Origin of the sequence: Boseongicola sp. (genome assembly GCA_014075275.1) — a bacterium.
Taxonomy (GTDB): Bacteria; Pseudomonadota; Alphaproteobacteria; order Rhodobacterales; family Rhodobacteraceae.
In genome coordinates, this window is sequence record CP046179.1 from 2,244,631 (window position 1) to 2,266,408 (window position 21,778).

Annotated in this window: 23 protein-coding genes; 8 read left to right on the forward strand and 15 right to left on the reverse strand. The window is 56.2% G+C overall.

Going from position 1 to position 21,778, the window contains the following annotated elements; genetic code table 11:
* Positions 1-37: 37 nt before the first annotated feature.
* Positions 38-283: a hypothetical protein gene (locus tag GKR98_11240; protein ID QMU58713.1), complete on the reverse strand. Its 246-nt coding sequence runs from the start codon at positions 281-283 to the stop codon at positions 38-40.
* 128 nt (positions 284-411) lie between these two features.
* Here GKR98_11240 and GKR98_11245 point away from each other — a divergent pair, with 128 nt between their 5' ends.
* Genes GKR98_11245 through GKR98_11255 form a run of 3 tightly spaced genes read left to right on the forward strand, consistent with a single transcriptional unit; the run spans position 412 to position 2,376 of the window.
* Positions 412-1,056, forward strand: coding sequence for a carbonic anhydrase (locus tag GKR98_11245; GenBank protein ID QMU58714.1), 645 nt, complete (start codon positions 412-414; stop codon positions 1,054-1,056).
* Positions 1,057-1,083: 27 nt separating this feature from the next.
* The gene (locus GKR98_11250; protein QMU58715.1) at positions 1,084-2,061 is read left to right on the forward strand and encodes a sodium-dependent bicarbonate transport family permease; all 978 of its coding nucleotides are present in this window, start codon (positions 1,084-1,086) and stop codon (positions 2,059-2,061) included.
* Positions 2,062-2,064: 3 nt separating this feature from the next.
* Positions 2,065-2,376, forward strand: coding sequence for a DUF3240 domain-containing protein (locus GKR98_11255; GenBank protein ID QMU58716.1), 312 nt, complete (start codon positions 2,065-2,067; stop codon positions 2,374-2,376).
* 560 nt (positions 2,377-2,936) lie between these two features.
* On the opposite strand, the gene GKR98_11260 is transcribed toward GKR98_11255, so the two are convergent.
* Positions 2,937-3,959, reverse strand: coding sequence for an aspartate-semialdehyde dehydrogenase (locus GKR98_11260; GenBank protein QMU58717.1), 1,023 nt, complete (start codon positions 3,957-3,959; stop codon positions 2,937-2,939).
* A 162-nt stretch (positions 3,960-4,121) separates the two neighbouring features.
* Here GKR98_11260 and GKR98_11265 point away from each other — a divergent pair, with 162 nt between their 5' ends.
* Both GKR98_11265 and GKR98_11270 read left to right on the forward strand, forming a co-directional pair.
* On the forward strand, positions 4,122-4,601 hold the full coding sequence (locus tag GKR98_11265) for an RNA pyrophosphohydrolase (protein QMU58718.1): 480 nt from the start codon (positions 4,122-4,124) through the stop codon (positions 4,599-4,601).
* Positions 4,598-5,077 (forward strand): hypothetical protein, encoded by a 480-nt coding sequence (locus tag GKR98_11270; protein ID QMU58719.1) that lies wholly within the window; start codon positions 4,598-4,600, stop codon positions 5,075-5,077. Before GKR98_11265 ends, GKR98_11270 begins: the two co-directional genes overlap by 4 nt.
* Here GKR98_11270 and GKR98_11275 read toward each other — a convergent pair.
* Entirely contained in the window at positions 5,074-5,736 is a 663-nt protein-coding gene (locus GKR98_11275; GenBank protein QMU58720.1) for a 3-methyladenine DNA glycosylase, read from the reverse strand. The two genes, GKR98_11270 and GKR98_11275, sit on opposite strands and share 4 nt — an antisense overlap.
* A gap of 178 nt (positions 5,737-5,914) precedes the next feature.
* Between GKR98_11275 and dnaE the strand changes: the two genes are divergently transcribed.
* Positions 5,915-8,968: a DNA polymerase III subunit alpha gene (gene dnaE, locus GKR98_11280; protein ID QMU58721.1), complete on the forward strand. Its 3,054-nt coding sequence runs from the start codon at positions 5,915-5,917 to the stop codon at positions 8,966-8,968.
* Between the two features lie 198 nt (positions 8,969-9,166).
* Positions 9,167-9,916 (forward strand): DUF4386 family protein, encoded by a 750-nt coding sequence (locus tag GKR98_11285; protein ID QMU58722.1) that lies wholly within the window; start codon positions 9,167-9,169, stop codon positions 9,914-9,916.
* An 81-nt stretch (positions 9,917-9,997) separates the two neighbouring features.
* Here GKR98_11285 and GKR98_11290 read toward each other — a convergent pair whose 3' ends face one another.
* The 7 genes from GKR98_11290 to GKR98_11320 form a co-directional block, all read right to left on the reverse strand.
* Positions 9,998-10,309, reverse strand: coding sequence for a hypothetical protein (locus tag GKR98_11290; protein QMU58723.1), 312 nt, complete (start codon positions 10,307-10,309; stop codon positions 9,998-10,000).
* Positions 10,310-10,321: 12 nt separating this feature from the next.
* Positions 10,322-10,765, reverse strand: a complete 444-nt coding sequence (locus GKR98_11295; GenBank protein QMU58724.1) for an SRPBCC domain-containing protein — start codon at positions 10,763-10,765, stop codon at positions 10,322-10,324.
* Positions 10,762-11,079 carry a metalloregulator ArsR/SmtB family transcription factor gene (locus GKR98_11300; GenBank protein ID QMU58725.1) on the reverse strand — a complete coding sequence of 106 codons (318 nt, stop codon included), beginning with the start codon at positions 11,077-11,079 and terminating at the stop codon, positions 10,762-10,764. The genes GKR98_11295 and GKR98_11300 overlap by 4 nt, the downstream gene beginning before the upstream one ends.
* A 311-nt stretch (positions 11,080-11,390) precedes the next feature.
* A complete protein-coding gene (locus GKR98_11305; protein ID QMU58726.1) occupies positions 11,391-11,990 on the reverse strand; it encodes a pyridoxamine 5'-phosphate oxidase family protein in 600 nt (199 codons plus the stop codon).
* A complete protein-coding gene (locus tag GKR98_11310) occupies positions 11,987-12,703 on the reverse strand; it encodes a 1-acyl-sn-glycerol-3-phosphate acyltransferase (GenBank protein ID QMU58727.1) in 717 nt (238 codons plus the stop codon). Before GKR98_11310 ends, GKR98_11305 begins: the two co-directional genes overlap by 4 nt.
* Positions 12,703-13,590 (reverse strand): cell division protein FtsX, encoded by an 888-nt coding sequence (locus GKR98_11315; protein QMU58728.1) that lies wholly within the window; start codon positions 13,588-13,590, stop codon positions 12,703-12,705. Before GKR98_11315 ends, GKR98_11310 begins: the two co-directional genes overlap by 1 nt.
* Positions 13,587-14,279 (reverse strand): ATP-binding cassette domain-containing protein, encoded by a 693-nt coding sequence (locus tag GKR98_11320; GenBank protein QMU58729.1) that lies wholly within the window; start codon positions 14,277-14,279, stop codon positions 13,587-13,589. The genes GKR98_11315 and GKR98_11320 overlap by 4 nt, the downstream gene beginning before the upstream one ends.
* A gap of 152 nt (positions 14,280-14,431) precedes the next feature.
* Between GKR98_11320 and GKR98_11325 the strand changes: the two genes are divergently transcribed.
* Positions 14,432-15,379: a hypothetical protein gene (locus GKR98_11325; GenBank protein ID QMU58730.1), complete on the forward strand. Its 948-nt coding sequence runs from the start codon at positions 14,432-14,434 to the stop codon at positions 15,377-15,379.
* Between the two features lie 6 nt (positions 15,380-15,385).
* Here GKR98_11325 and rnr read toward each other — a convergent pair whose 3' ends face one another.
* The 5 genes from rnr to GKR98_11350 all read right to left on the reverse strand — a co-directional run bounded on the left by rnr (position 15,386) and on the right by GKR98_11350 (position 21,615).
* Positions 15,386-17,647 carry a ribonuclease R gene (gene rnr, locus GKR98_11330; protein QMU58731.1) on the reverse strand — a complete coding sequence of 754 codons (2,262 nt, stop codon included), beginning with the start codon at positions 17,645-17,647 and terminating at the stop codon, positions 15,386-15,388.
* Between the two features lie 76 nt (positions 17,648-17,723).
* Positions 17,724-18,296, reverse strand: a complete 573-nt coding sequence (locus GKR98_11335; GenBank protein ID QMU60071.1) for a DUF2064 domain-containing protein — start codon at positions 18,294-18,296, stop codon at positions 17,724-17,726.
* 20 nt (positions 18,297-18,316) lie between these two features.
* Complete coding sequence (locus tag GKR98_11340; GenBank protein QMU58732.1) at positions 18,317-18,736, reverse strand: GNAT family N-acetyltransferase; 420 nt, start codon at positions 18,734-18,736, stop codon at positions 18,317-18,319.
* Positions 18,737-18,739: 3 nt separating this feature from the next.
* Positions 18,740-19,885, reverse strand: a complete 1,146-nt coding sequence (gene dapE, locus GKR98_11345; GenBank protein QMU58733.1) for a succinyl-diaminopimelate desuccinylase — start codon at positions 19,883-19,885, stop codon at positions 18,740-18,742.
* 378 nt (positions 19,886-20,263) lie between these two features.
* Positions 20,264-21,615, reverse strand: a protein-coding gene (locus GKR98_11350) for an IS3 family transposase (GenBank protein ID QMU58734.1) whose coding sequence is annotated in 2 segments (ribosomal slippage) — positions 20,264-21,277 and positions 21,280-21,615 — 1,350 coding nt in all. Because the reading frame shifts where the segments join, the coding sequence is not laid out codon by codon here.
* Between the last annotated feature and the right edge of the window lie 163 nt (positions 21,616-21,778).

Consider the following 21,778-nt stretch of genomic DNA (forward strand, 5'->3'; position numbering starts at 1 on the left):
CGCCGTTACCCTACTTGCTTTGCCGCACGCGGCAAGGTCACAACCGCAAATGGCCTATATCCCAGGCTGCATTCAGCGAAGCCTGCCCAACACGTAGCAAACGCGCAAACTCGCCCGCTGCCCAAGCGGCTTCAACAGCCGTCATCCTGTCCGCGATTTCTTCAATCGCTGTGTTGGCTATGTGCTCGGCGCGTACGATTCCGCGATCCCGTGCAAGTTCTGCCAGATGCGCCGCATCCAGAAAGATCAACTCAACCGGATTCATGTGAATAACGTCTTGCATCTTCCACCTAAATCACGCCCTCACCCGTCGCCATGCGTAATTGCGCTCGGCAAAGAATTGATTGATACAGGGCATGTAAATATGGTGCATTTGATTTGAATGCCGACGTCTGATCGGGGACCACGATTATGAAACATGCGCGCCCTTTGCCTGGTTATCTCGTCAAACGCTATCGCGGTTGGAAAGCCACAAGTTTTGCCGAGAACCATGCCTGGTTCCGTCACCTTGCTACCCAAGGTCAGCATCCTCGCGCGATGATCATTTCCTGCTGCGACAGCCGAGTGCATGTGACATCAATCTTCGGGGCAGATTCCGGCGAGTTCTTTATTCACCGCAACATCGCCAATCTGGTGCCGCCCTATAAACCCGATGGTGACCGGCACGGCACATCCGCTGCCATTGAGTATGCCGTTACGGCCCTAAACGTCGCACATATCGTGGTCATCGGCCATTCGAACTGTGGTGGCGTAGCCGGATGCCATGCCATGTGTTCTGGGCAGGCACCAGAGCTGGAAGAAAAATCCAGTTTTGTTGGCCGATGGATGGACATCCTGCGTCCGGGATATGAGCGAATTAAAGGCAAAAGCGACGACGAAGTTCGCGCCCTCGAACTTGAATCCATCGTGATCAGCCTGGAAAACCTGATGACATTTCCCTTTGTAAGCGACGCGATCGAGGCGGAATCGCTGACACTGCACGGTCTTTGGACCGACATCGGTGAAGGCGGGTTTATGCAGTTGGACGCGACAACCAGCCGGTTTGTCCAAGTCTGATCGAACTTTCCGAAAGAGAAAAACTGAATGTCCGAGATTCTGACGCTTGCCGCCAATAACCTAATCTCGCCCATAATCCTGTCTTTCGTTCTCGGTGTCGTTGCCGCATTGGCTCGATCCGATCTGACAATTCCGGAGGCGGTCGCAAAGGGCATGTCGATCTATTTATTGTTCGCGATCGGCTTCAAAGGCGGGGCTGGTGTGGCAGATCATGGCATCGACAGCACGCTTGTGTTGACCCTGCTCGCCGGGCTTGTGCTTTCGTTCATGTTGCCATTTCTGGCCTTCTACTTACTCAAGGTTCTGACACCGCTTGGCGTTATCGACCGCGCGGCTGTCGCAGCACACTATGGATCGATCTCTATCGTCACCTTCGTCGCCGCGACCTCGGTCTTGGAAGGTCAGGGTATCGCCTCCGAAGGTTACATGGTGGCAGCTGCCGCTGTTATGGAAGCCCCGGCCATTCTGTCAGCGCTATGGCTGGTCAGCCGATCTGACGCTTCGGCAGAACCCACAAAGGGCCTTTATCGCGAAATTCTGCTGAATGGTTCAATCGTGCTTCTCGTCGGTACATTCTTCATCGGCATGGCGACCGGCGAAGAGGGGATGGCAAAAATCGCTCCCTTTATCGTCGCACCATTTCAGGGCGTTCTGTGTCTATTCCTTCTCGACATGGGGCTGGTGGCCGGGCGTGGGTTGCGGCAAGCGCGGGGCGACCTTGGCGGTGGAGCGGTTCTTTTTGGTCTTATCATGCCACCTCTTGGAAGCATGATCGGTCTTGCGGCGGCACTTTTGATTGGCCTGTCACCCGGCGGCGCGGCACTGATGATGACGCTCGCAGCTTCGGCATCCTATATTGCCGTTCCTGCCGCAATGCGTGTGGCCTTGCCCGAGGCACGACCCTCGATTTACCTAACGCTCTCGCTTGGTGTGACTTTCCCCTTTAACCTGACGGTGGGCATTCCGCTTTACACCGCAGTGGCAACCCAATTCGCAGGAGGCTGATCCATGGAAACCCATCAAGCCAAACGAGTTGAAATCATCATCGAAGCTCCGCTTGAGCGGCGACTCACCGATGCTTTGATCGAGGCTGGTGTGACCGGATATACTGTCTTGCCCGTCTTTGGTGGGTCCGGCAGCTCAGGGCGCTGGACGCGCGAAGGTCAGGTCAGCCGAGCATCGGGTATGCGGGCGGTCATTTGCCTGATCCATCCCGACCGTCTGGACACTCTCTTGGAAGCTGCGTTTTCGGTCGTCGAACGTCACATCGGCGTGGTTTCCGTTACCGATGCTGCTGTTCTGCGCGCCGAACGCTTCTGATGTCGCCCGGCGCGCATTTGTCACTGCTCGAGGTTTAGTGACAAAATCGGATACTGTTACCTTTGCGCTGACGCCCTGTACGGAACAGCAAGTCCCAATCCATAAACCGCTGTCACAAGTCGATCAGAAAGGCGGCGCGTCCCGAACGACGAGCGCGCCGGCGCAATTCCATCTGTTCGCGGGTTTCCAGACCCTTCATCAGCGATACGATCTGGTCTTCGGTTATAGGTTTCATGTGGTCAGTCCCCATGGTGCGTGTCGTAACTCTAAGGTCCTTTTGAAATATGACGGGATTGTTTTCAAAAAAAGGCACAAATGTGGCAGACGGCGCGCTGTCATTTTTTGGCAGAAAAACAGAAGGCATTGCCGAAGAATGTTTCGTGTTACTTCCCAACAGCTTACAGAATTACTGCGGAAGGCTGTTACAAAACCTCAGCTTTACGTCCACGTCATTTTAATAATGCAGTTAGCGGGCATGCGCTTCGGATTTATCAAAAATTCAGCGCGAGGCCGTAGGGCGTGACCCCGCCCTACGCTCTGTATTCAATAGTTTTCGGGAATCAGCCCTTTTTCAGGACCCGATTCCCCAGCAATTCCGCAATCTGCACCGCATTCAACGCCGCGCCCTTGCGCAGGTTGTCCGACACACACCAGAAGTTCAGACCATTCTCAACCGTGCCGTCCTGACGGATACGGCTAATAAAGGTAGCGTAGTCGCCAACGCATTCAATCGGGGTCGTGTAACCGCCGCTCTCGCGCTTATCGACGACCATGATCCCAGGCGACTCGCGCAGAATATCCCGCGCTTCGTCTTCGTCCAGAAAGTCCTCAGTCTCGATATTCACCGCTTGCGAATGGCCAACAAAGACTGGCACCCGCACGCAGGTCGCGGTGACCTTGATCGACTTGTCGACGATCTTCTTGGTCTCGGCGACCATCTTCCATTCTTCCTTGGTCGATCCGTCTTCCATGAAGTCATCGATCTGCGGAATGACGTTAAAAGCCATCTGGCGCTGGAAAGTGTCCGGCTCAACCTCTTGACCGGGCACGTAGATACCCTTGGTCTGAAGCCACAACTCGTCGATGCCTTTTTTCCCTGCACCCGAAACCGACTGATACGTCGACACCACAACCCGCTTGATCTTCGCGCGATCATGCAATGGCTTCAGCGCCACGACCATCTGCGCGGTCGAGCAATTCGGGTTCGCGATAATGTTGCGGTTCTTGTAACCCTCGATTGCTTCAGGGTTCACCTCAGGCACGATCAGCGGAATATCCGGCTCATAGCGATACAGCGACGAATTATCGATGACCACACAACCCGACTTGGCCGCCCGTGGCGCATATTTCTTCGTCGCGTCCGAGCCGATGGCGAACAGCGCCATATCCCAGCCGGTAAAATCAAAGGTATCCAGGTCTTTGGTGGTCAGTGTCGTGTCGCCAAACGTAACTTGCGTGCCCAGTGACTTGCGCGACGCAAGCACAGCAACTTCATCTGCAGGGAACTGGCGCTCTGCCAGAATGTTCAGCATTTCGCGGCCCACATTACCTGTGGCTCCAACGACGACGACGCGATAGCCCACTTTGACCTCCTATGTCTTGGGACGGGCGGCATATAACGCGCACACAACGCTTGCGAAAGGGGCAATGGGCTTTGGCGTGATGATAATATGTGATGTGGCCAATCAATCGCCCCCATCGCTTCAGATATTGCATATCAGACCGCAATCAGACACGACCAACACATGAACAAAGATCTTCCATACCGCCCTTGCGTCGGCGTCGTGCTGGCCAACGCCGATGGCCTGATCTTCACGGGCGAGCGCATCGACACCCCCGGTGCCTGGCAAATGCCCCAGGGCGGGATCGACAAGGGTGAAGATCCGACCGAGGCCGCTCTACGCGAACTCGAGGAAGAAACCGGGCTGCCCGCCAACTTAGTGAAGGTCGAAAGCGAGCATCCAGAATGGGTAATCTACGACTTGCCAGACCATCTCGTCGGCAAGCTCTGGAAAGGTCGCTATCGTGGACAGAAGCAAAAGTGGTTCCTGCTGCGGTTCACCGGGCAGGATGGCGATATCGATATCGCCAAACACGACAAGGAATTCGCCCGTTGGCGGTGGTCTACGCCCGATGAAGTTCTGCGTGATATCGTTCCCTTCAAGCAAGACGTCTACGATCAAGTGATCGCCACTTTCCGCCACGCTATGGAGGGCGTCGAATGATACGTTTGTATTTCGCCGCATTTCTGGTCCTTATGACCAGCCTCTCACCGGCGATTGCCCTGTCATGCCTGCGCCCCGATGCTGTGCGGCTCTACGAGCAAGCGCGAGACAGCGAGCATTCGTATTTGATTGTGCGCGGACGCCTCGACTTAAGTCGGCCCGCAAAAACACCGGATCCTGACAATCCACTCCCAACCTTCAATCCCGCAAACCTAGATGGAGGTGCCTTAACCTCTGAGACTTTTGGCGTCGTTTTCGACGAAAGAGTATTGGTTCTGGCGACCTGTCTGGGACCCTGGTGCGGCAGTGCAGAAGGCATAGGGGGCGAACGCATCTTTGCGATCCGGATAGAAGGCGATTTACATATTTTGGATGCAGACCCCTGCGGCAGCTACAATGTGCCTTGGTCTAAAGAGAGTGAGGAACGATTGCTGGAATGCCATCGCACCGGCACCTGTGTGGCTCCTGAGTTTTAGACAGACATCGCCAGAACCCGGCTGATCTCGGTCAGAGAACGCCCGGATTGTTCGCGCCATTCATTGAATGCCGTCTGCACCGCCTTCCGTGCGGCCTTCGACGTCGCAGGCTTGTCGATGATACTTTCGGCAATCAGCCGCGCGGTCACATCCGCCGACAAGATAAAGCTATCAACCCCGGAAAATCGCAGGAAATACTGCGCAGTTGATCCGCCCAATCGGCTGCCCCGCTTTTTCAGCATGTCCAGCAGGCCGATGTAATCCTCGGGCGGCCAACCGCTCAGAACCGCGCCTACTCCACCCTCGCTGCGCAGTTCGGTCACGAAAACCGCGTTGTCCCGCACGGTTTGAATTTTGGTGCCATTGCGCACGATCCGTGTGTCCTGCAGCAATTGATCAAACCAGACATCGTCCATCATCGCGCATTTGTCGGGGTTGAATTGATGAAATGCTTCTTCGAAACCCTCCCATTTCGCTTCAATGACTTTCCAGCTGAAGCCCGCCTGAAACACGCCCCGCGTCATCATCGAAAGCCAGCGATCTTCTGGTCGCGTGGCAATCTCTGCGGGTGGGGGCGGAGGTGACAGCTTTTCAGCCAAGGCGTGCGACCCGCCATGGCGGTCGGCGGCAATCTGATATATTTCGTCAAAACTGCGCATTTTGGTTCCCTTTGCGATCGACATTAGCAGTCTGAGAAGGACTGGAAATGAGAACAAAAGGTGAATATCATAGCGATCCCAGTGAGTCGATAAGGTTTCGCCGCGCCTTCGCGCGTCGAGGTCGTGGGGGCTCTGCCCCCACACCCCCGAAGTATTTTCAGACAGAAGAAGGAGCAGGATGAGCTTTGCCGAGTTGAATATCACCTCGAATTTCACGTTCCTGACCGGGGCGTCTCATGGCGAGGAGTATGTAGATCGCGCGGCATTGCTGGGGTTGTCGGCGATAGCTGTTGCCGATGAGAATTCGGTTGCGGGGGTCGTGCGTGCTCATACCCGTGTCCGCGAGATTGCGCGGCAGGTGAAAGAGCTGCAGGAAGGTGAGCTTATCGGGCCACCGGCCCCGGTTGCGGGGTGGGCGGGCAATCGTCAGGTTTTCGAGAGCTACCCCGGCACGGCCCAGCGCAAACGCGAAGGGACCTTGTCCCCCGCCGAGCTGGAGGACCCTCTGAATGGTCCCGTCGCGGCATTTGAAACACGCGTTTCTCCGCCGCCCCTGGACGCTTCGGCTGCCATTTTGAATGTGCCGCGTCTGATCCCCGCCGCCCGGATCGTGCTTCAGACGGGGTTCACGGTCACCACATTGCCAAAGAACCGCGATGGCTGGGGGCGGCTTTGCCGGTTGTTGTCACGCGGGCGGCTGCGCGCCGAAAAGGGGTCCTGTGTGCTTCACATCGACGATCTGGTTGCCTTCGGCGCCGATCTGGCACTGGTCATCCATCCGCCAGGGGTTGAGACGGCGAACCGCGGCGCGGGCGGATGGTATCAGGAGGCGGAACGGCTGACGCGCCGCTTTGGCAAAGATTGTCATCTGCTGATGTCACCTCGCTATGATGGCCAGGATCCGGAGCGGTTTAACCGTCTGGCGCGCCTTGCCGATGATCTGAACCTGCCCGCTGTGGCCAGCGCCAGCCCTTTGATGCACCGTGGATCGCGCAGAAAGCTGGCCGATGTGCTGACCGCCATCCGCACCGGCTGCAAGGTTGACGATCTGGGGCGCTCGGCCCAGGCGAATGCCGAACAGCGCCTGCGCTCCGAGGGTGACATGCGTCACCTCTTTGGTCCCCACAGCGCGGCGGTCGACCGTGCTGCGGCTTTGGCGGACAGCCTGACATTCTCACTGGATGTGCTTCGGTATGAATATCCTTCCGAGGTGGCCCAGGGCGAAACGGCTGCCGAGCGGTTAAGCCGATTGGCCTATGAGGGGTTGAGATGGCGTTACCCTGCGGGTGCACCCGGTCATGTGCGCACTCTGTTGCAGCACGAGCTGACCCTGATCGCCAAGCTGAATTACGAACCTTATTTCCTGACCGTGCGTGACGTGGTCGCCTTTGCGCGCAGTCGCGGCATCCTTTGCCAGGGGCGCGGCTCGGCCGCCAATTCGGTGGTCTGTTATTGTCTGGGTGTCACATCCGTGTCGCCCGAGATCGGCACCATGGTTTTCGAACGTTTTGTCAGCGAGGCCCGCGACGAGCCCCCGGATATCGACGTCGATTTCGAACACGAGCGCCGCGAAGAAGTGATCCAGCACATCTACGAGCGTTATGGCCGTCATCGGGCCGGTCTCTGTGCCACCGTTGTGCATTATCGCGGCAAGCGCGCCATCCGCGAAGTGGGTAAGGTCATGGGGCTCAGCGAAGATACCATCGGTGCGATCTCGTCCCAGCTTTGGGGGTTCTTCGACACCTCGGGCATGGCCGCGCAGCAGTTGAAGGAAATCGGGCTTGATCCCACCGACCGGCGGCTGAAACAGACCCTGGATCTGATCTTTGAAATACAGGGCTTTCCACGTCACCTGTCCCAGCATGTTGGCGGCTTTATCATGACCGAGGGCCGTCTGGACGAGTTGGTGCCGATTGAAAACGCCACCATGGAAGACCGCACCGTCATTTGCTGGGACAAGGATGACATTGATTCCTTGGGCATCCTCAAGGTCGACGTTCTGGCGTTAGGGATGCTCAGCTGCATCCGCAAGGCGTTCGAACTGATCGAGACGCACCACCATATCGACTATTCGCTGGCCACCCTGCCGCCCGAAGACCCGGCGGTTTACGACATGCTCTGCAAGGCCGACAGCCTGGGGGTATTTCAGGTGGAAAGCCGCGCGCAGATGAACTTTCTGCCGCGGATGAAACCACGCTGTTTCTACGATCTGGTGATCGAAACCGCGATTATCCGACCGGGGCCGATACAGGGTGACATGGTCCATCCCTATTTGCGCCGCCGCAATGGCGAGGAAACGGTCACCTTCCCCTCGGACGCCCTGGGCGAAGTCTTGGGCAAGACCCTCGGCGTGCCCCTGTTTCAGGAACAGGCCATGCAGATCGCCATTGTCGGTGCCGGGTTCACCCCCGAAGAGGCCGACCGCCTCAGGCGCTCGCTGGCGACGTTCAAAAAGCACGGATCGGTCAGCGATTTCCGCACCCGCTTCATCAAAGGCATGCGCGAAAACGGCTATGATGATGATTTTGCCGAGCGGTGCTTTTCCCAGATCGAAGGCTTCGGCAGCTATGGCTTCCCCGAAAGCCATGCCGCCAGTTTCGCACTGCTGGTCTATGCCTCAAGCTGGCTGAAATGCCATCACCCCGGCATCTTCTGCTGCGCTCTTCTGAATGCCCAACCCATGGGGTTCTACGCGCCTGCACAGATCGTGCGCGACGCCCGCGAACACGGGGTCGAGGTGCGCCCCGTAGATATCAACGCCTCGACCTGGGACAACGCCATGGAATCCGATGGGCGCGGCGGGCTGGCCGTGCGCCTGGGGTTCCGGCAGATCAAATCCGTTCGCGAGGACGAGGCGATTTGGATCGCCGCCGCGCGCGGCAATGGCTATCTCTCGGTCGAAGATGTCTGGCGACGCGCCGGTGTCTCACCGCGCCAGTTACGCGCCTTGGCCGAAGCCGACGCCTTTGCCTCGCTGGATATGTCCCGTCGCGAGGCGCTTTGGGCCGCCGCCGCGATCATGTCGGAAAAGCCCCTGCCCCTGTTCGGCGGCGATATGGATGGTGAAGGCATTGTTGAGCCACTGGCCAATCTGCCAAAGATGTCTTTGGGCGAAGAGGTCGTCGAGGATTACGTCTCGATGCGACTGACCCTGCGAGCGCATCCCATGGCTTTTCTGCGTCACAAGCTGACACCGGGGCATCCGCCGCTGGATACGTCGCCTGACACCTAAACATATGTAAAGAAATATATAACTCAGAATACTGGCGCGCATGATCGGCTCAATACCCATGCATAAACGCATGCCAGAACACGATATTTCGACAATTTATTTATACATCAACCCGATCTAAATCATCCACAGAATTAAAAATTTAATCCTCGCACGGGGCACCAACCCCGCCCGAGGCCCGACCAGAAAGACAACCCCATGACCACAACCACACTCTCTGAAAGCCGCTCCTATGCCCGGACCGCCGGACTCGGGTACCTAGCCATCGCAGTCGCTGGCGGTTACTCCATCGCCTATGTGCCCAGCCAAATCTTCGGCGCGGCCAACCCCGACGACACACTCCACCTCTTGCAAGCGAACCGAGGATTGTTCCTGTCGGGCATCCTCGGCGATCTGATCATGATGGCCGCCGAACTCCTCGTCACCGTCATGCTCTTCAACATGTTCAAATCAGTCCAGCCGACACTCTCTGCCGCCGCCGCCCTTGCGCGCTTTTCGATGGTGACTGTCATGGCAGCAATGCTGTTTTTTTACGGGGCGGCAATGGCTGTATCGGATGGGGCAATTGCCCTGAGTTCCTTCACACCGGCACAACAAAACGATGTGGCAAACCTGCTCATCCACATGCACGATTCCGGCGTCTGGATCTGGCAGGTCTTCTTCACCATCCACCTCCTGCTTTTGGGCATCCTGATCGTTCGCTCAGACCATTACCCAACACTCCTGGGCGTCGCGCTGGCCGTTGGTGGAATGGGCTACTTCATGGACAGCATCTATGCCTTTGCATTCCCAGACGCCGCGCTTCTGGGAACAATCCGCATCGGCTTCCTGGCCGTCGTGACACTTGCTGAACTCAGCTTCGCATTGTGGTTGGTCTTTATCGGACCTCGTTCAAAAGCGGGCGACAAGCATCGCGCCCAAACTCCTGCGCAGTCAGCCACCGCCTGACCCCAAAACACAAAAGCCCCGCCCCATGGTCCCATGGAGCGGGGCTTTTTGTTCGCAAACCGCACGCTTGGTTGCGGATCCTCACATCTGCATTATCTCGCAGATCTCCACCGATCCATCGCTGGATAAGATCGGACAGCTTTTGGCCATGGCCACAGCTGCGTCCATATCCGTTGCCTCAACCTGGCTCAGACCCGATACAGGGTTCGCGCCGCCGTCATTGGCCACCCCACTTGCAGAAACCGTCGTCGATGGACCAGCCGGACCACCGCCATCAACAACAGCAGACCCCATACTCTCATACCAGGCGTTCCACTCGGCCATTACTTTCTGACCTTCTTCAGGGCTCTCCGGTGCTTTTCCACCGTGATATGCAAAAATAAACTTGGGCATTTGAAATCCTCCTCAGTTAACCCGTTCAGCGAGAATCTTACGTTCCAATTTCGCAAGCGATGACGTCCATCCCTGCATGTGCGACTCCGCCGCCGCCTGATCCGCCAGACCCGAGTGGGTCAGGGTGAACCGCGTCGCCTCGCCGACCGTTTCCAATTCGATACTTACCCGGCTCTCGGGCCCACGATCACCGTTCTCGTCATGCCAGGCCCAGGTAAAGCCGACTGACCTTGGCGGATCGACTTCCGTGACATCCCCGGACACCGTGAACTTGCGGCCATCGGATGCTTGCATGGTCGACATCCACGGGCCCGGCTTGCCCAGATTGATGTCATGGGCCGGCACTGTCATGCCCTCAGGGCCCCACCATTCCAGAATGTGGGCAGGCTCCGAGATGTAGGAATAAACGTGGTCGATCCCGGCGCGGAACACGCGGGTGATAACAAGGTCATTCATGTGAAGTCTTCCTTTTCCACTGCAGCCTGAAGCCGGTCGATGCTGCCTTCCCAGAACGTGATGTGAAGTTGCAGCCAATCGCTGATCTGACCCATGCCGTCGCGATTGACCGAATAGATCCGCCGCTGCTGTTCGGTGCGCCGGTTGATCAACCCCGCCTCGGTCAGAACCTTCAGATGCCGCGACACCGCTGGCGCAGAGACGCTGGACTGTTCGACCAACTCGCCTGCCGATTTCTCACCATCCGCCAATAGCGTTTCCACAATGGCCAGTCGCGTTGGATCTCCAAGAGCTGCAAAGGTTGTCGAAAGCATGTGTCACCGATTCGTATTTCACTTTTTCATTAATTAACATATTCGCGAATTAATGCAACCCAACGCACGCCGCATTAACCCGACGGAAACCACCGAACGCTGCCGCCCATAGCAATTCCACCGACGCGATACCGACGTAATACCGACGTGATACCGACGCGCGATTTCGCCGGGATTCCCATGAAATTAAAGCGTTTCGCAAAAATGCTGTTGCAAACCGCCGGTGGCACCGCACGCACCAAATACACTGCGTTAACCGGTCGGAGATCCGCATTTTTTGCAACGGTATTTGGCGCGCAAGTCCGCGCGACCTACCACATTGTGGACTTTGCACGCTCCGGCCAGGCAGCATCGTAATCTGCACCACCGACTTCACCCGAAGTTACCGCCTTCAGCATATCCCCGGGACTTGGCAAGCCCGAACTCTCATCCCCCGATGTCCAAAGCCGGGATCGCATAAGCGCTCGGGAACATTGGAAATATATCTCTTCAATCGAAATCAGAATAACGCTGCGCGGTCGCTTTCCATCACGCTCAAACCGCTCCAGCATCCCTTCGTCCGCTGACACCTTGCCGCGCCCATTGATCCGAACAACGTTCGTTGACCCCGGCACCATAAACATCAAAGATACCCTTGGATCGCGAACAATATTGCGCAAACTGTCGATCCGGTTGTTCCCGAACCAATCCGGCATCGCCAGAGTTTTCTCATCGATTTCAATAACAACCGGCCCATCATCGCCGCGCGGACTGCCATCCGAGCCTTCTGGGCCAACCGTGGTCAACACACAAAACCGCGAAGCCATAACCCATTGACGATAAACCGGAACCATTCGGTCCGCGACCTTGCGAACAGCCGGCGCTTTCGGCGTTCCGTACAGGTTTTCCAGTTCAGCAACCGTCTCAATCATTCCGCACTCCGCGCCTCGTCCAGCAATCGATCCGATGCGTCCTCGATCTGTTTTTCAAGCTGTCTCATGAAGGGCTTAACCCCAGTCCCAGGGGAAATTGGCTCCAAAAACTCAACCACGCAAGTACCCGGCTTTCTTAAGAAGCCGCGTTTCGGCCAGAAGTATCCAATGTTCATTGCAACCGGCACGCAGACCTGCCCAAGCTGGGTGTACAGCACACCCGTACCTACTTTGTATGGCTTCTTGTCCTCCGGCGCGACACGAGTGCCCTGCGGATAAATCACAATTTGCCCGGAGTCTGCCCTTCCCTTTTCGACATCTTGTTTCATCTGCGAAATTGCTTTGCCACCCTTGCCGCGATCCACAGGAATACAACCGATACGAAGCGCAAACTGCCCCAACAAAGGCGCGTATAGAAGTTCGCGTTTCATCACGAACTTAGGGCGCGGCATCGAAGAATAGATGACAATAATATCAAAGAATGACTGGTGTTTAGCGGCAACCATAACCTCATCGGTCGGCGGCGTTCCGCGAACTTCTACCTCCAGACCAATCATCACGCGCGCAGCCCAGATCACAAATCGGCACCAGGTATGGCACGCCCGAACCGCCCCAGCTCGGCTGTAGACCGCAGCCGGAGTGTAGATGATCGCAAGCACAATCATGGCCACATAGATTGACACATTGAAGACAAGCGAGCGGATCATTTGCATTACGAAACCTCACCCAATCGACGACGCGCCGCAAGATGGGTTGCAACAAACGCCAAGACCGCAGCAATCACCGGAACTGTCAAAGGCAATACCCATCCTGCCCCGCGAAACCCGACGTCAGACATCGTTCCGCCTCCAGCGACCCCGGGAAGGATAGCGACCGCAATCAATCCGGCCAAAGCTCCGACCAATGCACCAATGAACGCGCGAATGGTAAAACGGCGCACAAAAGCGCGGGTGATATAGCTGTCTTCGACACCAACAAGTCGCAAAACATCAATAACTTGACCGTTCGCAGCCAATGCAGCCGACGCGGCAAGAGCGATCGTGACGGCGGTTACTCCCGCCACCAAAACCAAAGCCAGAACAGAGACATTCCGCAAACTTCGCGCCGCGTCGACCAATGGCGCGCGCCACCGCGCATGATCATCATAGATCGCTCCCGGTGCTTCGGCAGAAAAACGCTGTTTCAAACCGGCCACGTCCGGTCCAGTGCCATCAATGCTGACTTCAATCAGGATCGGCAACCGCAATTTATCCAATGGCAATTCCGAGCCGAACCATGGGGCCAGCAAACGCGCCTGTTCATCCGCATCAATGCGTCGCGTGGCACCAACACCAGGCGTCTGGCTCAGCACGACCTCAACAGCTTCAGCCTGCGCTTCGAGCGTTTCGGCAGGTGCCGAAATTCGAACTGTAGCGGTGTCGTCCAGAGTGCTTTCCCAAGCCACCGCTTGCCGTCCCGCCGAAGTTGCAAGCGCAAGAACAAAGACGGCAATAAAGGCCATCGCAGCGGCACTGATGATCGACAATAGCGCGGTAAACCCTGTTGGCGGCACGACTCGTTCGGCGACTTTGTCCCCGCGTATAAGATCGAGCATTGTCATAGGTCCGCTCCGGCCAACTCGACCGATCCGTCCTTTAGCCGCAAAACCCGCGCCGAAACGCGCGCCTTGGCTTGCCGGATCAATGACATGTCGTGCGTCGCGCAAAGCACAGTCTTGCCCAGCCGATTCAATTCAATCAGCAGGTTCAGGATCTTTAGCGACATTTCCCAATCAACGTTTCCCGTCGGTTCATCCGCCAAGACAACATCCGGTGAAAGGATAACCGCGCGTGCCAAGGCCGCTCTTTGCCGCTCACCTCCGGAAAGTTCAGCCGGCAAATGGTCGATCAATTCGCTCAATCCGACCCAACCAGTTAGTTCGGCTAAGTTATCGGCAACTTCTGTCGCGGTAGCACCAGTTACCGTCACAGGAAGCACAATATTCTCAGACACACTCAAATGGTCGATAAACCGGCAGTCTTGGTGAACCACACCGACCCGCCGCCGCATCCGGGCAATCTGATTTCGATCCATGTGAGCCGTGTCATCGCCAAATACGGCAACCCTGCCGTCGGTTGGAATCAATTCCCCGTAACAAAGTTTGATCAGTGTAGTTTTGCCAGCGCCGGACGGACCGGTAAGGAAATGGAAACTCCCAGGAGGCAAATTAAGCGAAACATCCCGAAATAGCGTCCGCCCGCCATAGTTTATGGCAACGCGCGATAATTTTATGGCGGGTGCTAAGCTCATTTCGCAATGCTTTTGCCTCATGAAATGCCCATGCGCAACGCCAGCGCTTTTAGAAAGCTATGGAAAGTGATAGACACCGTTCAAAGTGATCTGCGCCGCCGCTAGATTGGGCAAGCGCAGGCAATGAGGTTTCGAATGGTGAGGGCAATTTAATGCGACTGGTTTGTCCAAATTGCAGTGCACAGTACGAAGTTGACGACGGTCTGATTCCCGATGAGGGCCGCGACGTTCAATGTTCGAATTGCGGTAACACGTGGTTCGAGTTGCCGCCGCCCATATCCGCTTCACCTGATGTTCTTGCAGACGCCAGCGAGGCAGCTGAGGTTGCCGCAGAGGATGTACCCCTTCCAGACCCAGAACCCGATTCCGAGCCGGATCTGGCCGCTGAAGCTTTCGACGAGCTGGACGAGGATCCAATCCTGGGACCAGAAATTGAACCCGAAGCAGAGGCCGAAGAGCAGCCTGAAATAGCGCTCGATGAAACGGACGATGATGATGAAAGCTGGGATTGGCCGGAAACGCGACTTGAGTCTCCAGTAGCTGAAAGCGAAGACCCACCCAGCGAAAGCCCCACCCGCGAAGGTCGACGTCCTGCCGACGTTGCGGCACTGGATATGCTGCGCGAAGAGGCTGAGCTGGAGATTTCGCAGCGCCGGTCTGAAACGCCGTCCACGATGGAATCGCAGCCCGAATTCGGATTGCAGGAACCTGCCGAGGTTGAGACTCCATCGCGCGCGCTGCGCGCTCGGATGGTGCGATTGCGCGGTGAAGACGAAACCGAACAGGAAACCCCCGAAGAAGATTATGCCGCGCCACGTCGTGATCTGCTGCCCGATATCGAAGAAATCAATTCTACGCTTCGACCCGCTGCGACAACCGTTACTGCGGTCAAATCACCAGAAGAACTGGCGAAACATCGCACCGGATTTCGACGCGGGTTTCTTGTAACTGCCGGATTGGCAACAATAATGGTTGTCCTCTACGCTTGGGCGCCTGCAATCGCCTCAACCGTGCCCGGGACGGAAAGCGCATTGATCACCTATGTGGATTTGGCGAATTCTGCGCGGGATGCCCTGAACAACCTTTTGGGGAACAACTAGGCCGGATTACTTTCTGCGCCGGGCGACTTTTCGTTTTGCCTTGCTTGATCCTTTTGAGGATCGCCCAAGTTTGCGCCTTGGACCGCCCCGACCTCGATTTCCACCCGGGGCACGTGCGACTTTCTTGCCATCAATATCCAGCAACTCCAGCATTAACCCCCCGGTCACCGGAACCGCCTCGGTTAGGCGTGTCGTAACCCGTTGACCCAGTTCAAGTGTCAGACCTGTATCGCTGCCCTGCAAAGTCTGACTGTCGGCATCAAAATGAAAAAACTCGTTGCCGATCGAACGTACCGGAATAAGCCCGTCAGCACCGGTTTCGTCCAGTTTCACGAATGCCCCGAACCGTTGAATGCCTGAAATACGCCCGGTCAGTTCGGTGCCCAATCGCTCGCTCAGATAGGCGGCAAGGTACCGGTCTGTCGTATCCCGCTCGGCGACCATCGAGCGCCGTTCAGTATCGGAGATGTGCTTGGCGGTTTCATCCAATCCTTCGATCTCGGAAGACGCCAACCCATCATCACCCCACCCATGCGCCGCAACCAAAGCGCGATGCACCACCAGATCCGCATATCTTCGAATGGGCGAGGTGAAATGTGCATAGGACTTTAAAGCTAGACCGAAATGCCCAAAATTCTGCTGTGAGTAGTAGGCTTGGGTCATCGAGCGCAGCGTCGCAATGTTGATCAACTCATTAGCATCGGTGTCCTGCGCCGCCACTAACAATCGGTTCAAATGAGCCGTTTTCAACACCTGTCCCTTTGCCAAGGTCAACCCAGCTGATTGGGCAGTTTCGCGCAATGCATCGAGTTTTTCGGGTGCAGGCTCTTCGTGGACTCGAAATAGCAGTGGTTGTTTTTTTGCGATCAACGTCTCGGCGGCAGCAACGTTCGCCAGCACCATAAATTCTTCGATCAGTTTATGGGCGTCCAACCGCTCTTTGAACGCAACAGACTGCACCTGACCATCTTCCCCCAATTCAATCTGCCGCTCCGGCAGATCCAATTCCAAAGGTTGTCGTGCCGCCCGCGCTTTTTTCAACGCATCATAGGCCGCAAACAATGGCCGTAAAACATGGTCCAATAACGGTTCGCACTGTTCGTCTGGTTGACCATCGACCGCCGACTGCGCCTGTTCATAGGTCAAAGAGGCCGCCGACTGCATCAGTCCACGCACAAACGAATGACTGATCTTTTCTCCGCTGGCAGAGATTTGCATGCGCACCGCAAGGCAAGCGCGCGGCACACCCTCGTGAAGAGAGCACAAATCACCCGAAAGCCGATCCGGCAACATGGGCACAACACGATCCGGAAAATAGCTGGAATTGCCACGCTTGCGCGCTTCGCGATCCAACGCAGTGCCGGGGCGGACGTGGTGCGCGACATCCGCAATTGCCACCCACAGAATATGGCCCCCTTGGTTCTTTGGGTCATCATCTGCCTGGGCCCAACAGGCATCGTCGTGATCGCGCGCGTCAGCCGGATCAATTGTAATCAACGGCACGTCGCGCAGATCGTTGCGACCGTCGGAAAGGCCCGCAAGTTTCATCTCATCCGCTTCAGCAATAACGGCGTCTGGGAATTCGTCAGGTATCCCGTGCTGATGAATTGCAATCAGGGAGACGGCCTTGGGTGCTGTAGGATCGCCCAACCGCGCCACAATTCGCGCCTTTGGCAACCCAAGACGATCCTTAGGTCCGGATTGTTCGGCCTCAACCAACTCTCCGTCCTTCGCCCCTTGCAAAGCGTCACTTGGCACCCGCCATTCCCGGTCACTGCCTTTGTCTATTGGCAATACGCGGCCGCCCTCGGCAGATTTGCGGAATACGCCGAGGATTTTCTTGGGGTTCGCTCCAATTCGGCGGATAAGACGGGCTTCGTACGCGTGATCTTCGTCTTGTACCAACGTAAGGCGAGCCAATATACGATCCCCGGCACCCAACGCAGGATCGGAGGCGCGTGGCACAAAAAGAACAATGGGTTCTAGTCCTTCGCCCTGCCATTCAAGTGGTCGCGCAAAAAGATCGCCATCGCCATTTGGCTCGAGAACCTCAAGAACAGAAACCGGAGGCAACCGTTCAGGATCGCGATATGTTTTTCGGCGTTTTTCAAGATGTCCGTCTGCCGCCAACTCTTTCAGCACGCGTTTCAAGTCAATCCTGTCAGCGCCTTTGATACTAAAAGCTCTGGCGATATCACGCTTGGATGACTTGGTGGGATTCTCAGATATCCAACCCAGAATTTCGTCTTTTGAGGGAATGCGTGCCATGGTTCTTCCGCTAACACGCGCCAATTACAACGTCACGCGGGATCTGAGCGCGGCAAGTTGGTCATTGCCCTCAATTTTACCTGCATGCCCCTGACTTGAGGTGAAACTGCAGATCCTCGACCGTATCGACGTCATGTAGCATCGCTGTCTTGGCAACCGGTCTAGGCAGGGTTCTTTCGGTATCAATCATTGCATATTGCGAAGACCACCGAACGTTCTGAAATATATCCTTTGGCGCGATGGAAGGATGGCGAAGTCCCACCAGCCAAAACCCGCCATCATGTGCCGGTCCCAACACCGATGGTGCGCTGCCAAGGTATTTGAATGCTTCGGCAATATGCTTGCGAGTGACCCCGGGAATATCCGCACCGATCAAAACCGACGGCCCGGAAGTGAACCGCAGACTACGCGCCATTCGGTCACCCAGATCCCCGCGCCCCTGCGGAATTCGATGGATGTGAGTCGGCCAAACGCGACTTTGAAGACCCTCATAGTCTGGCGAAACCGACAAGATCAGCGACCAACGAGGGTCCTGCAATCTTCTGATCAATTGCTTGGATTGATGCCGAAACCACCAGGCCGCAGTGGTCATGCCAGTTTCTCGTCCAAGTCGTGTTTTAACACGCCCTGGGCGCGGCTCTTTGACCATCACAATAAGCGTTTTTTGCCTCACAGGCGACGCGCCATTTCCTGATGCGGAATCCCGACGTCATCGAAAATGTCGCCAACCGGCTTGAACCCCAAATCGCAGTAGAAATTCAAAGCAGATGTCTGCGCACCCAGTTTTGCGTGCTTCAGTGTTGGAATTGTCTCAAGATACGCCACAGCGGCCTCAATCAGTGCCTTCCCAATTCCCTGACCACGGTGGGATTTAAGAACTGCCACGCGCCCGATTTTGCCAGTCGGACCATCAATCAGCATCCGCGCGGTCCCAACGGCCAACCCATCCTGTTCTGCCAACAAATGTGTGGCGGCTGGATCCATTCCATCTACTTCATCTTCTTTCGCAATGCATTGCTCAACGACAAATACTTCGTGTCGTATGCCAAGGCAGGCAGTCATATCATCTGAGAGTTTTATCTTGAGCATCGGTCAGCCAGCGAAGTAATCGTCAAGAATCCGTCGATAGATTTTCTTGAGGCGGTGAATATCATCGACGTCAACGCGTTCATCTACCTGATGCATTGTTTGACCGACCAGCCCGAACTCGACGACTGGGCAATGTGCGCGCACAAACCGGGCATCCGACGTGCCCCCTGTTGTTGAAAGCTCAGGGTCAATCCCGGTTTCGGCTCGCGCCGCATTCGCGACCAGATCTGACAACTGTCCAGGCGGAGTCATAAAACTTTCCCCTGAAACCGCCAAATCCATTCCGATTTCGATTCCGCTCTCCGCGGCAATTCTTAACATAGTCGACCGCAACCATTCCGTTAACATTTTTGATGATTTACTGTCGTTGAAACGGATATTCACCGTGGCTTTGCAGGTAGCAGGGATAACATTTGTTGCGGGATTTCCGGTGTCGAATGTCGTGACAGCCAATGTCGTCGCGTCGAAATGCTCTGTTTGATCGTTGAATTTATGCTGTGCCAAAGAACTGACCAGCTGCGCCAGTGCCGGAACAGGATTTCGAGCGCGGTGCGGATATGCGGCGTGCCCTTGAATTCCGGTCGCTGTAAAAAATGCGCTCATTGAGCCTCGGCGGCCGATTTTTATCATATCTCCCAGACGTTCAGGACAAGTGGGCTCGCCAACCAAACAGACATCCATGGCCTCGCCGCTTTCGACCATCCAATCAAGTATCGCAGCAGTGCCATCAACAGCGTCAGCCTCTTCATCACCTGTGATCGCGATCAGGATAGCGCCTTCGGGTGGATTATCGCGGACCCGGTCGACCGCAGCGGCAACAAACGCTGCAACGCCAGACTTCATGTCTGTGCTGCCACGACCGAACATCTTGCCGTCAACCACTTCGGCCGCAAAGGGGTCGTAGGTCCAGTCGTTAACATCTCCTATGGGAACCACGTCTGTATGGCCATTGAACCCAAAGGTCTTTGGGTGTGATTTACCGCCCCAGCGCGCGACCAAATTTGCGATACCCTTGCGGTCTGCCCGAAAGCATTCAAACCCGGCGTCAGACAGTATTTCCTGCAATAACGGAATTGCGCCTCCGTCTTCCGGGGTTACCGAAGGACAACGGATCAGGCGGGCGGTCAAATCAGCGGCGTCGATACTCATGCCCCCTGCTACCGTGCTGCGCGAATGTCTTCAACGGTAAGCCTGTGGCAAGGTCATCACCCTTTTTTGCGGCGGGCGTGATTAGGACTTCACGGATAGGTTGAATTCAGGCATGATTCCTCAAAATTAACCCGAGGCAGGGCAGCGGACAGCACGAAGAAAACTTCGGCTGACCACAAATGACAGGCAACGTCACCAGGATATCCCGGTGGCGTGTCCGGCCTCATGCAAGGTGTGAGGCTGAGGCAGTGCCGCAATCACCCGACGACAAGGGCATTGATGCCCTACAGATGGCGCGCGCCATTGTCCGTCGTCAGGGTTTTGGGAACCAAGAGTTGCTTAAACAAGTAAAGAGTTTGGCTCGTCTGGTTGATGTTATTATGCGGCGCGCTGTCTGTGATGCAAGCGCCGCGCTTCGAGCGTCTTTCGTTTGATCCTTTCCCGTTGTCTTAGAATGGCTTTGTCACGCCCGAAGTAGACGTCGGCGGGTGTGACGTTGTTCAGGCTCTCGTGGTAGCGCTTGTGATTGTAGTGATCGACGAAGGCTTCGATCTGGGTTTCGAGGTCTCCCGGAAGGAAGTAGTTCTCCAATAGGATGCGGTTCTTCAGGGTTTGATGCCACCTCTCGATCTTGCCCTGTGTCTGGGGATGATATGGTGCGCCCCGAGAATGCTTCATGCCTTTGTCCTGCAGCCATTCAGCCAGATCGCCAGAGACGTAACTGGACCCGTTGTCGCTGAGGAGGCGGGGTTTGTGGATGACGTGAACCTGATCGCACCCTGATGCTTGTAGCGCCAAATCCAGGGTGTCCGTCACGTCCTCTGCCCGCATGTTCGTGCAGAGTTTCCACGAGATGATGTAGCGGCTGTAGTCGTCCAGGATTGTGCTGAGATAGAACCAGCCCCAGCCAAGCACTTTGAGATAGGTGAAGTCGGTTTGCCAAAGCTGGTTGATCGCAGTGGTCTTGTCTTTGAACTCGTTTGCCGCCTTGAGCACGATAAAGGCCGGGCTGGTGATCAGATCGTGGGCCTTCAGGGCCCGATAGACTGAAGATTCCGAGACGAAGTAGCGCTCCCGATCCGTGAACGTCACTGCCAGTTCGCGCGGCGACAGCTCCGTCTCCTGCAGCGCCAGCTTGACGACCTTGCGCCGGACTTCGTCGGGGATGCGGTTCCAGACATGTCTGGGCTTAGGCGCTTGATCCACAAGGCCAGCGTCGCCGCGCTGCCGATACCGATCATACCAACGGTAAAATGTGGTGCGGGGGATGCCCAGCTTTGCCAATGTTCGACGAGCAGACAAATGCGACCCCTCAACAAGCCGGATGATCTCCAACTTCTCAGATGCAGCATACCTCATTCTTGGTCGCCCCCACCGCCGGTCATGCTTTTTTTGAGAAGACGCAGTTCCAGTGTTTGCTCGGCAACGACCTCCTTCAGGTCTCGGGCTTCGCGGCGCAGGTCCTTGACTTCGTCGGTCGTAGCCGCACGCGCCGTATCTCCAGCAAGCCGCCGTTTGCCAGCTTCCATGAAGTCCTTGGACCATTTGTAGTAGATACCTTGAGATATTCCCTCACGACGGCACAACTCAGCAATGCTGTCTTCGCCACGCAAGCCATCCAGCACGATCCGGATCTTCTCTTCTGACGAATACTGTTTGCGCGTCGCCCGTTTGATCTCTTTGACGATCTTCTCGCCGGGGCTCCTGCGAGTTCCAGTTGTCTGTCTCATGTCCCACTCCTCAGTGGTTACGATGAGCCAACAACTCTCTCTTATCAAATTAACCTAATTGGACCCATAGGCGCTGACGTCAGACACTTGGCCCGGGACAAAGCACGATTTTCATTACAGAGATCAATGGTACCGCGGTTGAACCGGGTGACACGATCACTCT

Bases quoted from the DNA above. Each gene is read 5' to 3' on its own strand.
- GKR98_11240 (QMU58713.1), bottom strand. From the start codon at position 283: ATGCAAGACGTTATTCACATGAATCCGGTTGAGTTGATCTTTCTGGAT.
- GKR98_11245 (QMU58714.1), top strand. From the start codon at position 412: ATGAAACATGCGCGCCCTTTGCCTGGTTATCTCGTCAAACGCTATCGC.
- GKR98_11250 (QMU58715.1), top strand. From the start codon at position 1,084: ATGTCCGAGATTCTGACGCTTGCCGCCAATAACCTAATCTCGCCCATA.
- GKR98_11255 (QMU58716.1), top strand. From the start codon at position 2,065: ATGGAAACCCATCAAGCCAAACGAGTTGAAATCATCATCGAAGCTCCG.
- GKR98_11265 (QMU58718.1), top strand. From the start codon at position 4,122: ATGAACAAAGATCTTCCATACCGCCCTTGCGTCGGCGTCGTGCTGGCC.
- GKR98_11270 (QMU58719.1), top strand. From the start codon at position 4,598: ATGATACGTTTGTATTTCGCCGCATTTCTGGTCCTTATGACCAGCCTC.
- GKR98_11275 (QMU58720.1), bottom strand. From the start codon at position 5,736: ATGCGCAGTTTTGACGAAATATATCAGATTGCCGCCGACCGCCATGGC.
- dnaE (QMU58721.1), top strand. From the start codon at position 5,915: ATGAGCTTTGCCGAGTTGAATATCACCTCGAATTTCACGTTCCTGACC.
- GKR98_11285 (QMU58722.1), top strand. From the start codon at position 9,167: ATGACCACAACCACACTCTCTGAAAGCCGCTCCTATGCCCGGACCGCC.
- GKR98_11290 (QMU58723.1), bottom strand. From the start codon at position 10,309: ATGCCCAAGTTTATTTTTGCATATCACGGTGGAAAAGCACCGGAGAGC.
- GKR98_11295 (QMU58724.1), bottom strand. From the start codon at position 10,765: ATGAATGACCTTGTTATCACCCGCGTGTTCCGCGCCGGGATCGACCAC.
- GKR98_11300 (QMU58725.1), bottom strand. From the start codon at position 11,079: ATGCTTTCGACAACCTTTGCAGCTCTTGGAGATCCAACGCGACTGGCC.
- GKR98_11305 (QMU58726.1), bottom strand. From the start codon at position 11,990: ATGATTGAGACGGTTGCTGAACTGGAAAACCTGTACGGAACGCCGAAA.
- GKR98_11310 (QMU58727.1), bottom strand. From the start codon at position 12,703: ATGCAAATGATCCGCTCGCTTGTCTTCAATGTGTCAATCTATGTGGCC.
- GKR98_11315 (QMU58728.1), bottom strand. From the start codon at position 13,590: ATGACAATGCTCGATCTTATACGCGGGGACAAAGTCGCCGAACGAGTC.
- GKR98_11320 (QMU58729.1), bottom strand. From the start codon at position 14,279: ATGAGCTTAGCACCCGCCATAAAATTATCGCGCGTTGCCATAAACTAT.
- GKR98_11325 (QMU58730.1), top strand. From the start codon at position 14,432: ATGCGACTGGTTTGTCCAAATTGCAGTGCACAGTACGAAGTTGACGAC.
- rnr (QMU58731.1), bottom strand. From the start codon at position 17,647: ATGGCACGCATTCCCTCAAAAGACGAAATTCTGGGTTGGATATCTGAG.
- GKR98_11335 (QMU60071.1), bottom strand. From the start codon at position 18,296: ATGGTCAAAGAGCCGCGCCCAGGGCGTGTTAAAACACGACTTGGACGA.
- GKR98_11340 (QMU58732.1), bottom strand. From the start codon at position 18,736: ATGCTCAAGATAAAACTCTCAGATGATATGACTGCCTGCCTTGGCATA.
- dapE (QMU58733.1), bottom strand. From the start codon at position 19,885: ATGAGTATCGACGCCGCTGATTTGACCGCCCGCCTGATCCGTTGTCCT.